This window comes from Dendronalium sp. ChiSLP03b (assembly GCF_034531165.2).
GTDB classification, from domain to species: Bacteria; Cyanobacteriota; Cyanobacteriia; order Cyanobacteriales; family Nostocaceae; genus Dendronalium; species Dendronalium minutum.
The window spans coordinates 1-12,379 of the sequence record NZ_JAVRBR020000113.1 but is presented as its reverse complement, the minus strand read 5'-3'; the positions used below and the strand labels follow the sequence as shown (position 1 = coordinate 12,379).

Here is a 12,379-nt window from a genome sequence, read left to right as displayed (position 1 = left end):
GTACAAATGTGCCATGGCAAATTTCTACTCCTAACTCCCTACCCTCTTCAAGTAACTGGCAACTGTATTTTGCAACAATAAGGCGACAGTCATCGGGCCGACACCGCCAGGAACTGGGGTGATGAACTCCGCTACACCAGCAGTTGACTCTATTTCGAAATCGCCGACTAAGCGACTCTTGCCACTGGCATCGGTAATGCGATTCATTCCCACATCTACCACAACAGCGCCTGGTTTCACCATGTCAGCAGCGATCAATCCGGGACGACCCACGGCTGCGATAAGAATATCAGCATTTTTGGTGATGGCACTGAGGTTTGGCGATCGCGAATGGGCAATCGTGACAGTCGCATCCGCTTCTAGTAGCATCAAGGCCATGGGCTTACCCACCAAAATACTACGTCCCACTACTACAGCCTGTTTTCCCCGCAAGGGAATTTTGTATTCTTGCAACAGTCGCATCACACCAGCCGGCGTGCAACTGCGTAAACCTGCTTCTCCCCGCACCAGTCGCCCCAAGTTAACTGGGTGCAGTCCATCGGCATCTTTGTCCGGGTCTATTTGATGTAGCAGAGTCACAGCATCTAAGTGTTTAGGTAAGGGTAGCTGCACGAGAATGCCATCCACCTGTTCATCTTGGTTGAGTGCCGCAATTACTTCCTCTAGTTCTCCTTGGGTGGTTTCTGCGGGAAAATGCTTACCAAAAGAGGCAATACCCACCTTAGCGCAAGCTCGCTCTTTATTGCGTACATAAGCTGCTGATGCTGGATTGTCGCCAACCATCAGCACTGCTAAACCAGGAGGTCGTCCTATTTTGGCTTGTGATTCTGTAATGCGAACGGAGAGTTCTTGGTGAATTTTTTCAGCTAAAGCTTTACCATCAAGAAGTTTGGCAGTTTTTGTTTCCATTAGAATTCCCAGAAGATTCGCCTTTACTCCACATTGAAGTCGTCTGTAGCGGAGTCAACAGTTAGAAATTCTTGCCTGTTGACTGTTATGGTGTTGCCGTTTGATGCCGTAGCGTCTCTCTAACCACAAGACCATAATTTTTATCTTCTCAGATCGACTGCCTTATGGGTACTAGAAAAGAAATGGTAAACAGAAAAGAGAAAATTCTTTTACCCCTTCCTACTTTCCCAGTTCTCAGTCCCCTTTGTTATTTTTAAACTGGTGACAAAGCAAGCATCGATGCAAAAATTTGCTCAACTGGTGGTTTCATGCAACAAGCGAAAAATTTTTACATTTCTTTCTGGGACAGGCACGGCATTATTCCTTACCACTTAGGATTGACTTTGTTTGTTATAGGGGGACTTTGTAGTTGTGGTTCTTTAAAAATGCCTGGGTTGAAAGCCAGCAACTTCAGCTTTGGCAGCAATGTCACCCCGATTCGAGAAATTAAATCAGAACAAGACAAAAAAGCTACAGTTTACATCCAAGGAAAGGTAGAAAAGCGAGTTCCCTTAGTAAAAAAGTGGGTATATCAAATTAACGACTCAACCGACAAAATCTGGGTTGTCACCAATCAAAGCAATCTCAAACAGGGAATGCAGGTAGTGATTAAAGGTAAGATTCGTTACCAAAGTATCCCGTTAGCAAATCAAGAGTTTGGGGAAATTTATTTAGAAGAAGAGTAATATTTGTCACAAAAATTATCTGTAAAAATTTATGAACAAACAACAAGTGCATGTTGCGATCGCTATTCTTTACCAAGAAGATAAGTTTCTCATGCAACTGCGGGACAATATTCCCACTATTGCTGCTGCTGGTTGTTGGGGGCTATTTGGCGGCCATATCGAACCCGGTGAAACGCCAGATGTAGCAGTGAAGCGAGAAGTTTTAGAAGAAATCGGCTATATCTTACCACCCTTTTTTGAATTCGGTTATTACCCCGATGAAAAAGTTGTGCGTCACGTCTTTCATGCACCACTGTTGCTGGAATTAAATCAACTAGTTCTAAATGAAGGCTGGGATATGGGGTTATTAACGCCGGACAATATTCGCAAAGGTAACTGTTATTCCAAAAACGCTGGTGAAGTGCGACCCCTAGGGCCGATGCATCAGCGAATTATGTTGGATTTTATAGAGAAAAATCCACTGTAGAAGCAGCTAATTTTGAGGAGGCTAATCTTGACAAAATTTTCTGTGAAGGGAAATCTAAGGAGGCAAGGGCGATCGCTGATATCATTACCCAGTACTCAAGAGTCAAAATAAAGTTAGATATCGTGTGGAGTCACCATTAATGCAATCAGCAAACAAACTACCGCGATGGTTAACTATCGGATTGGCATTTCCTATTGCCATTCTCAATGGTTGGCTATTGCTCCAGGTTGTACAGTATTTTCAACCCCTGGTGAGTGTTTGTGCTGCCGCTATCCTATTGGCTTTTGTTTTAAACTATCCAATTCAGTTTTTACAGGCCAAAGGGGTGAAACGCAACTTGGCAATAGGAGTAGTGTTGCTGTTGACTGTGGTGATTGTAGTGGCTTTGGGTATCACTTTGGTTCCCCGGATTCTACAACAACTCTACGAACTGGTTAACATTTTGCCCAGTTGGGTTGATTCGGGCACTCAACAACTGCAAACTTTCCAGGAATGGGCTTTAAGTCAACAGCAACTTCCGATTAATTTAAGCGGCTTACTTACCCAAGTTCTCGACCGATTATCCAGCCAGTTACAGACATTCACTGGTCAAATTCTCGGTTTTGCTGTAGATACGATTAATGTTGTTGTCAATGTGTTGCTGGCGGTGGTGCTGACTATCTACATGATATTAAATGGCGATCGCTTGTGGGATGGACTGTATCAGTGGTTTCCATATCACATTGGGTCGCAAGTGCGGCAATTACTCCGAGAGGATTTCCACAATTACTTCATCGGTCAGGCAACATTGGGTGCAGTCCTAGGAGTGACAATTATACTGGTGTTTTTGGCGCTAAAAGTTCCCTTGGCTTTACTTTTTGGCATCGTCATTGGTTTCTTCTCCCTCTTCCCCTTTGGCACGGGTATAGGTATTGCTATAGTTAGTCTATTAGTGGCATTACAAAACTTTTGGCTGGGAGTAGAAGTCTTAGTAGCAGCCGTAGCGATCGATCAAGTGAATTCTAATTTTGTTGCACCACGTATTCTTGGGAATTTGACTGGGTTAAATCCGGTGTGGGTGGTAATTTCCTTGTTGGTGGGAGCCAAATTAGGTGGAGTGCTGGGTTTGTTGATTGCTATTCCCACAGCCAGTTTTATCAAGGATATAGCAGATAGCTGGCGTGCCGGGGCTTTTCGTCACCTAGATGATATTGAATCAGAACCTGCAAAAATCGCAAGTGATGTAGTAGGGACTCATAGCTAAAACTCAATATTGGGAAGGAACACTGACAATGCTGGCAAGCTATATTGACCAAGCAATGGAATTGGCTGGTGATATTGGTGTGGGTTTACTATCACGGCTACTGAGGCAAGCTGGAGTTCGTGAAGAATGGTTGGGTGTATGAAATATTTAAGAACGCCGCACATTTAAGCAACACCATTCTTTTCTTTTCCAGAGGGTAGCAACAACCCAACCATTTTCCTCTAAGGCATCTGCAACAGCTTTCGATTGCTCTAGTAAAATGCCACTGAAGATCGCCCAAGTGCTAGGCTTAGCGATCGCACTCATTTGCGGAACTAATTCGATAATTACATGAGCCAAAATATTGCAGACGATACCATCAACTGGTTTCTCAATTAGTTTCGCCACAATATCTACACTTCCTTCTGCCGGGATCAAGCGTTCTGGACTAATCTCGTTTAAGGCACGATTGCTAAAGGTAGATTGTACTGCTAAGGGATCGGTATCCACAGCGTAGACTTTCTCTGCTCCCAGCAGCACTGCTCCCACTGAAAGGATACCAGAACCACAACCAATATCCGCAATTACCAGCGGTTCGTGTTTGCCACTCGTACCAATGAAAGATTGCGCTAATTCACTCAGGCGCATTTCGAGTGATTCTAAACATAGCTGGGTTGTGGCATGAGTGCCCGTACCAAATGCTACACCTGGATCGAGGCGAATCACCAACCGTTCCGATCCTTCTGGTAATGGTAGCCACGCGGGATTGATCAAGAAGCGATCGCCGATTTCTTGGGGTTGCCAATATTGTTTCCAGCTAGTAGCCCAGTCTTCTTCATCAATTAACTGCCATTGCACAGTAGGAGCAGACAATCCCACACAAAGGGCATCTTGACGCAACCATAAAGACAGAGCAGCCAAATCTAGTAGCTGTGCTTGAAATCTCGGTAAGTAAGCCTTCACTAAACAGGAATTACCTTGACTTTCACTAGCTGTACCCCGACTACCAAAATCTTCCAGTCGCCAGAATATAGAATCTTCTAGCGCTGGCTCACATAAAATTTGTAATTCCCACCAAGTGTTTGCCATAATTCAGAATTCAGGAGTCAAAATTCAGGAGCCAGGAGGAATTATTTCTTCTGACTCCTGACTCCTGACTCCTGACTCCTAAAGAGTTACTGTAAACGCATCCCGAATTCCTGGAACTTTGGTAATTTCAGCCAAAATGCCATCGGGTAAGGGATCGTCGATGCTCAAAGCCATTACAGCATCGCCACGGACGATTTTGCGGCCTACCTGCATACTGGCAATATTGACATTAAAACTGCCAAGTAGGGAACCGAGTTTGCCAATAATTCCTGGCATGTCACGGTGCAAGGTAAATAGCATGTATTTGCTGGGTGGAACGTTAATTGGGAAACCGTCCACGTCGGTTAGGTGGATTTCTTTGTCGCCTAACAAAGCACCTGTAACAGAATGAGTTCCTAAAGAACCTGTGGCTTCTAAATGCAACGAACCGGCGTAGTCACGAGCTGAGGCATCGCGGGTTTCAATCACCCGAATTCCCCTTTCTTTGGCTTCTATACTGGCATTAACGTAGTTTACTCGCTCCCGCAGGGCTTGGTAAAGTAGTCCTTTGAGGGATGCTACTACTAAAGGCTGGCTCTTGTTGGTTGCTAGTTCGCCTTGCAGCCGGACGTTGAGTAATTCCACTCGTCCGCCAGCTAGCTGTCCTACTAAGTTGCCCAAGGTTTCTGCTAGCTGCATGTAGGGTTTGAGTTCTTCTAAGACATCGGGGCCGAGTCCAGGAATATTTACTGCGGAACGAGCTGGTAGTCCCAAGAGGACATCGCGAATTTGTTCGGCAACATCTATTGCTACATTCACCTGAGCTTCGGTAGTGGATGCTCCCAAATGGGGGGTAAGGATAATTTCTTTACCTAGCGATCGCAAATCAGATTCGCCTAGTGGTTCGCTCTCAAACACATCCAAGGCTGCACCTGCTATTTTACCTGCTTTAACCGCTGCTGCTAAAGCCGTTTCTTCAATGATCCCACCGCGAGCGCAGTTGATAATCCGGGCAGTGGGTTTCATCTTTGCCAAGGTGACGGCATTGATTAAGTGAGTAGTTTCTGGAGTTTTGGGGATGTGTAGTGTGATGTAGTCTGCTTGCTGGAAAAGCAAATCCATCTCCACTAACTGACAACCAATTTGTTCGGCTCGTTCATTGGAGATAAAAGGATCGTAAGCTAGTAATTTCATCCCCATCGCTTTGGCTACAGCTGCTACATGGGAGCCTATTTTTCCTAAACCGACAATGCCAAGCGTTTTTTTATAAACTTCCGCACCGATAAAACTATTGCGATCCCAAGCACCGCGTTTCACTGAAGCGTTAGCATCGGGAATGTGGCGAGACAAGGCCAACATCATGGCGAGGGCGTGTTCTGCGGCGGCGATCGTGTTACCCTCTGGTGAATTGACAACGACAATTCCTCGACGCGTAGCAGTTGGAACATCCACATTATCCACACCCACTCCCGCACGACCAATAATTTTTAGCTGAGTGCCAGCTTCAATAATTTCTTGGGTAACGCGAGTGCCAGAGCGAATCATCAACGCGTCGTACTCACCAATAATTTCTTTAAGTTCTGCTGGTTTGAGACCTGTTTTGACATCTACGGTAGCAACTTGGGAAAGGATGTCAATTCCAGCTTGGTCAATGGGATCGGAGACGAGAACCTTGGACATGATTAACTCATTTTAAAGTTACAAGTTTTGCTGCACAAGACTTTTTAGTTTAGTCTTTATCCGTGGCAATTCAGCAAAAATTATGCGTTTTAATATCAATTTAACCTTCACTTCACTTCTTGTAGTGACGGTATCAGAGTCTTAGTTACAGGGTTAGTTTGGCGCTGCCTCCTAGTATCCAAAGTAGAGTTGGCTGTTTGCACCACCCTCTTAGTAAATATAAACTATCAGTGGTACCCATTACTGATATATTTATTAATAGTTAAGAGTTACCAAAATTTTTGCGGGTTGAACATCTTGGCTTTGACTGTAAGCGCTCATAACCTTTACTTAGCTTACGTTTCAGCTTCAGCGCTGACTCGGAACATTAAAGAATAAGAGGATCGATATAGTAGCTACTGAATCTTACTTCTTTCTCAACAGCATTTGTATTATTCACCATTTGCAGCCAAACTTTTTGTTATCAGTATACTAGAAATGGTAATAGATATAACTTACAAAATAGCTAAATTACGTGTTTTCATGACATAAATTTGTAATTATCGTAGGAATTTAAAGTCCTCAATTAATATCAGTAGGATAATGAATCGGTAGGTGCGATCGCTATCTAGGATTGTAATACTAATCGCCTACTGAAAAATCGCTATAATTCTGGTGAGGCTACAGGTATTGGTTAGAGCCAAGTATCCTTTGAGTTTTAGGGAAACCATCATGTTAGAGTATAATCTGCCTAAGTATTTACCCTCAGCCGAAGAACTCCCAGACTCAGATGAAACGCCTGTGGATAATGAACTACAAGAATTGATACCAGGCTTGCTGAAGGCGATATTGCTGCTACTGTGGGCAGAACGCATGGATTGGTTATTTGGGATAGATATGGGTATCTATGAAGATCCCGAAAAACCTGCAATTGTGCCAGATGCGTTTTTGAGCTTGGGGGTAGAGCGGGTTTATGATGAAGAATTGCGTCCCAGTTATGTGTTGTGGGATGAAAATGTAATACCGATTTTAGTATTAGAAGTAGTTTCCCAAAATTACCGCAAAGAATACACTGACAAATTGCATGAATACGAACGATTGGGCGTACTTTATTATGTAATTTATTCCTCTCGCCGTCGCCGCAAACCGCGTTTGGAAGTGCATAAATTAGTTAATGGTAAATATCAACTCCAAGAAGGAAACCCAGTTTGGCTACCAGAGATTGGCTTAGGAATAGGTTGCGATCGCGGAAATTATTGCGGGATGATGCGGGAATGGTTGTATTGGTATGACGAGCAAGGAAAACGTTATCCTACACCCGAAGAACAGATTAAAGAAGCAAAAAATCGGGCCCAAGTCGCAGAACAACGCGCACAGCAAGCAGCACAACGCGCCCAGCAGTTGGCGGAACAATTAAGAGCGCTGGGAATAGATCCAGATAATCTTAGTTAAGGATGAATAAGCAATATCGTCTGCGCGACAAACACTTTGCTTGGAACCCCCGCACGCAAGTGTCCTGCTATGCGTGAAATTATTTAACCGGACATGATATTAGAGCCAGATATTACAATAATGCTTTATTTTTAAATATATTCACTGGTAATCCTATGACAGGAATGGAACCTTTCGTAGCAACAGCGGCGGCATCAGCTGTTAGTGGTGTAGCAGTTCCTATTTTTCAGTCTCTCTGGGGAGGCGGTGGTAAACTTCTGGGAAGGTTTCGCCAAACCATAGATGAAAACACTAGAGAGTTAATTTTCACTGCATCAAAGCAGTATGTGCAGAACTACGAGGAACGGCACGGTATTCTTAAAGTATTGGGAATGCGTGAACCTGTAAAGTTAGAAACGATCTATACAGCAGTTCAATTTTTAGATAATGATGCCATCCGTAGTTTTGAATCTATTGAAAATTTAGAAGAATTTTATCGCAAAGCTAATAGCCGCAAGTTTCAATCTCAAGATAAAGGTAAACAAGAAGGAATTAAAGTTGCTAATGAAAAGCAATATTTAATGGTGCTTGGTGGCCCTGGTGCTGGCAAGTCTACATTTTTACGAAAGATGGGACTAGAAGCGCTGAAAGGGAAAAAAGGAGGAATTAAACAAGCTTGTATTCCTGTTTTTATTGAGTTGAAGAGGTTTACATCTAGCGAAAACAATATTGAAAAATTTATTATTGAAGAGTTTCGTAATTGCGATTTTCCATCACCCGATAAATTTACCGCTAAAGCTTTAGAAGAAGGCAAGTTATTAATTTTGCTAGATGGATTGGATGAAGTGCCAACACAAAATTTGACAGAGGCAATTAGCCAAATTCAAAACTTTGTGGACAAGTACGATAAAAATCGTTTTGTTGCTTCCTGTCGCACAGCTGCTCACCGTAGTGGTTTCCGCCGCTTTAGCGATGTATCAATGGCAGATTTCGATGATACACAGATTCAGCAATTTATTTATAACTGGTTTCAATCAGCAGTAGATAAACAGGTGAAGACAGGCGAGAAATGCTGGGAGTTACTGCAAAAGCCAGAACATTCTGCTGCTAAAGAGTTGGCACATACACCTTTATTGCTGACATTTCTGTGTTTAGTGTATGACCGTTCCCAAAGCTTTCCTAATAATCGTAGTGTTCTTTACCGAAAGGCACTACGAATACTACTAGAAGAATGGGCATCAGAAAAGCGAATTCTTCGAGATGAAATTTATCAAGGATTGCATACAGAACTAGAAGAGATATTACTATCAGAAATTGCTTATAAAAATTTTGAGTCTGATAGGCTATTCTTTTCTCAACGCGATATTGTTCAGCAAATTAAAACATTTTTAGCGAGTAATCTGAATGCACCTCAGTATTTAGATGGTGAAAAGGTTCTGAATGCCATTGCTATTCAACAAGGTATTTTGGTAGAACGAGCAGAGGATATATATTCTTTTTCTCATTTGACGCTACAAGAATATTTAACAGCACAATATATTGATGACCATCGCCAAATTGAGAAATTAGTTACAGAACATCTAATAGATGAACGTTGGAAAGAAGTATTTTTGTTAGTAGCTGGGTTAATGCGCGGTGGTGCAGATGAATTGCTGTTGCTAATGGAAAAGGAAACACAAAAGATTAATACTCCAAAGTTGCAAGCTTTATTAAACTGGGCAGAACAAGCAACAGCTGGATCTGAAGGAAATTATAAACCTGTGGGTAAACGTGCAGTTGCGATGGCGATCGCCAACGCCTACGCCGACCCCATCGCCATCGCCTACGCCAACACCATCGCCAACGCCAACGCCAACGCCATTGCCAACGCCTACGCAAACCCCATCGCCAACGCCTACGCCAATGCCTACGTCATCGCCAACGCCTACGCCAATGCCTACGCCTACGTCATCGCCAACGCCATCGCCGAAGTTATCGAATACATTCGTAAACTTGAAGAATTACAAATCTTTAATAACGTTAATTTTACTGTGCTAATTGACCAACTGAAACAACTGAAAGCTAAAATTCCTGATGATAAACAACTAGAACAAGTTAATCAGGCATTTGGTGAACGTCTCCAACAAACCTTACTTCATGCTTTCAACCTCACCCCAAAAATGATCGATTTATCTGAGGAAGAGGCACAAGCATTAGGAAATTATCTCTACGCCAATTACCTAATTATCCAGTGTAAACAAGCTGCGGTGCGGGTGTCGCCTCAAACCTGGGAAGCAATTGAGGCGCGGATGTTGTTGGTTCCTAGCAGTTGAGCAACAATAAGGAGTTGCTAACCATATTTATGAACAAAAATATTTACCGTCATTGCGAGCGAAGCGAAGCAATCTCAGCCCTTGCGATTACTTCATTTCGCTTCGCTACATTCGTAATGACAATGTATATTTAATTTTTGCATAACTACTCAGAACAAGTTGTCGCACAGATAGATAGAATCGAAGAACCAGAGCAACAGCAGAATATCTCTGCTTGTGTAGAGTTATTGGCAAGTCTAAAGTTTGATAAACAACTAATTCGCCAATATTTGCGGAGGACATTATGCAAGAAGCGCCTCTTGATCGGGAAATTATTCAAGAGGGCATGAAACGAGGGAAGTTAGAGCTTGTCTTACGCTTACTAAACCACCGAATTGGGGCTGTTTCTGCTGCGCTTCAGTCGCAAATTCAAAGTTTGTCAATTACTCAGCTAGATGCTTTGAGTGAAGCTTTGTTAGACTTTTCAGCACAGTCCGATCGCACTATTTGGCTGCAAACTCAGGAATAAAAAGTCAGAATACAGTTATGTACGTGCATAATTGATTAAAAATATTTTAAATGCAGACAATTGAGAAAAAGTCAACAAAAAAAGCTTGGGCAGGTGCGATCGCTAAACCTGCTACAGAATTTCCTCTCACCCAACTGCCAATTATCTCTGGCAAAATTCCCGATGGCTTGCGCGGTACACTTTATCGTAATGGCCCAGCACGCTTAGAACGCGGCGGTATGCCTGTAGGTCACTGGTTTGATGGCGATGGCGCAATTCTCGCCGTTCATTTTACCGATGGCGGAGCTATCGGAACCTATCGCTACGTGCAAACAGCAGAATACCAAGCAGAAACTCAAGCCGATCGCTTCCTCTATGGTGTTTATGGAATGCACAGACCAGGCCCAATCTGGAAGCGCTGGTTCCAGCCGATGAAGAATGCAGCTAATACCTCAGTTTTGGCTTTACCAGATAAACTGTTAGCTTTGTGGGAAGCAAGCAATCCCTATGCCCTCGATTTGCAAACTCTGGAAACTATAGGCTTAGATAATTTAGGAGCCTTACCTAAAGAATTACCTTATTCTGCTCATTACAAGCGCGATCCCCACACAGGCGAGATTTTTAACTTTGGAGTCAGCATCGGCAGTTCTATACAGCTGAACCTTTATAAGAGCGATCGCACTGGCAAGATTATCCAAAAAACTGCCTTCAAGTTAGACCGCTGCTCTATCATTCATGATTTTGTGCTGACACAAAAGTATCTGGTGTTTTTCGTGCCGCCGATAGGGATGAAAATGCTCTCAGTGATGCTAGGTTTGACTACCTTCAGTGAATCTCTGTTGTGGGAACCTCAGTTAGGAACCCAGGTGTTAATCTTTGACCGCGAAAACCTATCCTTAGTTAGTCGTGGCGAAACTGAGCCTTGGTTTCAGTGGCATTTTGGTAATGCTTATGAAGATCAAAACGGTTCAGTGATTTTGGATATGGTACGATATTCCGATTTTCAACAGACCAATGAAAATCTTAGAGAAGTTGCGACAGGTGAGACGCATACACTTTCTAAAGGAACATTGTGGCAAGTGCATTTAAATCCTCAAACTGGTAAGGTGACAGCAATACAAGAAGTTGTCAACCGCAAGTGTGAGTTTCCAGTGGTGCAGCAATCGCAAGTTGGGCAACCTTGGCGTTTTACATATCTATCATTACTGTCGCAAAACGGGGATATAAAGAAAGATTTATTAAGCGCGATCGCTCGTTTTGACTACAAAACCGGAACTCTCACCGAAGCAGACTTAGGAGAAAATCGTTATGCTTCAGAACCCATCCACGCACAAGATACCGAAAATTCCGAGCAAGGCTGGGTGTTAACAGTAGTTTACGATGGTAACTGCGATCGCAGTGAAGTTTGGGTATTTGATAGCGATCGCCTAGACGCAGAACCCGTTTGTCAACTAGGATTACCCAGTGTTATTCCCCACAGCTTCCACGGCACTTGGAAACCAGCGTGAAAAGAGAGCAGGGGAGGCAGGGGAGATTAATGATTTAGAAACCAAGGTGATGGATTATTAATCATGTTCACTAGACCTGATAAAACTTGGTTGTAACTTCCATAAAGTTCTCGTCCCGCCTCCACATCCATGTAGTTGCATTTAACTGCAAATTCAATCCAAGTCTGAGTTTCAGATGCTTCAGCTTGTCTACGACACGCTTCGCGAACACAATCATTTAATTTAGCGACAAATGCTGCTTCATAGCGGCGTTTCCTCCAAGCTTCCGCCATGTTTGCACATACAGAACGTGATGAACGCCGAATTTGGTCAGTTAAAGAATATCGTTCTTCCACAGGAAATTTCTTTGATAACTCAAAAATTTTCATTGCTGCTTCAAAGGCAATTTTATAAATTCCCAAATCTTTATGGTCTTTAATTGTTTCTTTAGTCATTGTCTGCCTCCCCTGCCTCCCCTGCCTGACAGGTGTAGGTTTTTTACGTTTTGTTCCTAAAACCCTGGTTTTAGGGTGTAAGGGTGTGGGGGTGTAAGGGTGTAGGGGTAGAAGAAATGATGATTAGAGCGTTAGTTTTACAGTCATTACTCATTGCT

The 12,379-nt window shown here is 43.1% G+C and carries 11 protein-coding genes; 7 read left to right on the top strand and 4 right to left on the bottom strand.

The genetic code is table 11. The features are described from left to right. Positions 1-30: 30 nt before the first annotated feature. A complete protein-coding gene (gene folD, locus RMY31_RS25915; RefSeq protein WP_322664274.1) occupies positions 31-909 on the bottom strand; it encodes a bifunctional methylenetetrahydrofolate dehydrogenase/methenyltetrahydrofolate cyclohydrolase FolD in 879 nt (292 codons plus the stop codon). Between the two features lie 308 nt (positions 910-1,217). Here folD and RMY31_RS25910 point away from each other — a divergent pair, with 308 nt between their 5' ends. The 3 genes from RMY31_RS25910 (at position 1,218) to RMY31_RS25900 (ending at position 3,343) form a co-directional block, all read left to right on the top strand. Further along, a complete protein-coding gene (locus RMY31_RS25910) occupies positions 1,218-1,634 on the top strand; it encodes a hypothetical protein (RefSeq protein ID WP_322664275.1) in 417 nt (138 codons plus the stop codon). 31 nt (positions 1,635-1,665) lie between these two features. Then, a complete protein-coding gene (locus tag RMY31_RS25905) occupies positions 1,666-2,100 on the top strand; it encodes an NUDIX hydrolase (protein WP_322664276.1) in 435 nt (144 codons plus the stop codon). A gap of 139 nt (positions 2,101-2,239) precedes the next feature. Beyond that, on the top strand, positions 2,240-3,343 hold the full coding sequence (locus tag RMY31_RS25900) for an AI-2E family transporter (RefSeq protein ID WP_322664277.1): 1,104 nt from the start codon (positions 2,240-2,242) through the stop codon (positions 3,341-3,343). 147 nt (positions 3,344-3,490) lie between these two features. Here the strand turns inward: RMY31_RS25900 and prmA are convergent, their stop codons facing one another. Both prmA and serA read right to left on the bottom strand, forming a co-directional pair. Then, positions 3,491-4,411 carry a 50S ribosomal protein L11 methyltransferase gene (gene prmA / locus RMY31_RS25895; RefSeq protein ID WP_322664278.1) on the bottom strand — a complete coding sequence of 307 codons (921 nt, stop codon included), beginning with the start codon at positions 4,409-4,411 and terminating at the stop codon, positions 3,491-3,493. Positions 4,412-4,489: 78 nt separating this feature from the next. After that, positions 4,490-6,070, bottom strand: coding sequence for a phosphoglycerate dehydrogenase (serA, locus tag RMY31_RS25890; protein ID WP_322664280.1), 1,581 nt, complete (start codon positions 6,068-6,070; stop codon positions 4,490-4,492). 711 nt (positions 6,071-6,781) lie between these two features. Between serA and RMY31_RS25885 the strand changes: the two genes are divergently transcribed. The 4 genes from RMY31_RS25885 (at position 6,782) to RMY31_RS25870 (ending at position 11,787) form a co-directional block, all read left to right on the top strand. Beyond that, positions 6,782-7,501 (top strand): Uma2 family endonuclease, encoded by a 720-nt coding sequence (locus RMY31_RS25885; protein WP_322664282.1) that lies wholly within the window; start codon positions 6,782-6,784, stop codon positions 7,499-7,501. A 155-nt stretch (positions 7,502-7,656) separates the two neighbouring features. Continuing rightward, positions 7,657-9,792 (top strand): NACHT domain-containing protein, encoded by a 2,136-nt coding sequence (locus RMY31_RS25880; protein ID WP_322664284.1) that lies wholly within the window; start codon positions 7,657-7,659, stop codon positions 9,790-9,792. 283 nt (positions 9,793-10,075) lie between these two features. Beyond that, on the top strand, positions 10,076-10,300 hold the full coding sequence (locus RMY31_RS25875; RefSeq protein ID WP_322664286.1) for a DUF4351 domain-containing protein: 225 nt from the start codon (positions 10,076-10,078) through the stop codon (positions 10,298-10,300). 50 nt (positions 10,301-10,350) lie between these two features. Beyond that, positions 10,351-11,787 (top strand): carotenoid oxygenase family protein, encoded by a 1,437-nt coding sequence (locus tag RMY31_RS25870; protein WP_322664288.1) that lies wholly within the window; start codon positions 10,351-10,353, stop codon positions 11,785-11,787. A 26-nt stretch (positions 11,788-11,813) separates the two neighbouring features. Here the strand turns inward: RMY31_RS25870 and RMY31_RS25865 are convergent, their stop codons facing one another. After that, complete coding sequence (locus tag RMY31_RS25865; RefSeq protein WP_322664290.1) at positions 11,814-12,221, bottom strand: four helix bundle protein; 408 nt, start codon at positions 12,219-12,221, stop codon at positions 11,814-11,816. Positions 12,222-12,379: the final 158 nt, after the last annotated feature.

Coding starts and splice junctions, on each gene's coding strand:
- RMY31_RS25885 (WP_322664282.1), top strand. CDS start 6,782: ATGTTAGAGTATAATCTGCCTAAGTATTTACCCTCAGCCGAAGAACTC.
- prmA (WP_322664278.1), bottom strand. CDS start 4,411: ATGGCAAACACTTGGTGGGAATTACAAATTTTATGTGAGCCAGCGCTA.
- RMY31_RS25875 (WP_322664286.1), top strand. CDS start 10,076: ATGCAAGAAGCGCCTCTTGATCGGGAAATTATTCAAGAGGGCATGAAA.
- RMY31_RS25910 (WP_322664275.1), top strand. CDS start 1,218: ATGCAACAAGCGAAAAATTTTTACATTTCTTTCTGGGACAGGCACGGC.
- RMY31_RS25870 (WP_322664288.1), top strand. CDS start 10,351: ATGCAGACAATTGAGAAAAAGTCAACAAAAAAAGCTTGGGCAGGTGCG.
- RMY31_RS25900 (WP_322664277.1), top strand. CDS start 2,240: ATGCAATCAGCAAACAAACTACCGCGATGGTTAACTATCGGATTGGCA.
- RMY31_RS25880 (WP_322664284.1), top strand. CDS start 7,657: ATGACAGGAATGGAACCTTTCGTAGCAACAGCGGCGGCATCAGCTGTT.
- RMY31_RS25905 (WP_322664276.1), top strand. CDS start 1,666: ATGAACAAACAACAAGTGCATGTTGCGATCGCTATTCTTTACCAAGAA.
- serA (WP_322664280.1), bottom strand. CDS start 6,070: ATGTCCAAGGTTCTCGTCTCCGATCCCATTGACCAAGCTGGAATTGAC.
- folD (WP_322664274.1), bottom strand. CDS start 909: ATGGAAACAAAAACTGCCAAACTTCTTGATGGTAAAGCTTTAGCTGAA.
- RMY31_RS25865 (WP_322664290.1), bottom strand. CDS start 12,221: ATGACTAAAGAAACAATTAAAGACCATAAAGATTTGGGAATTTATAAA.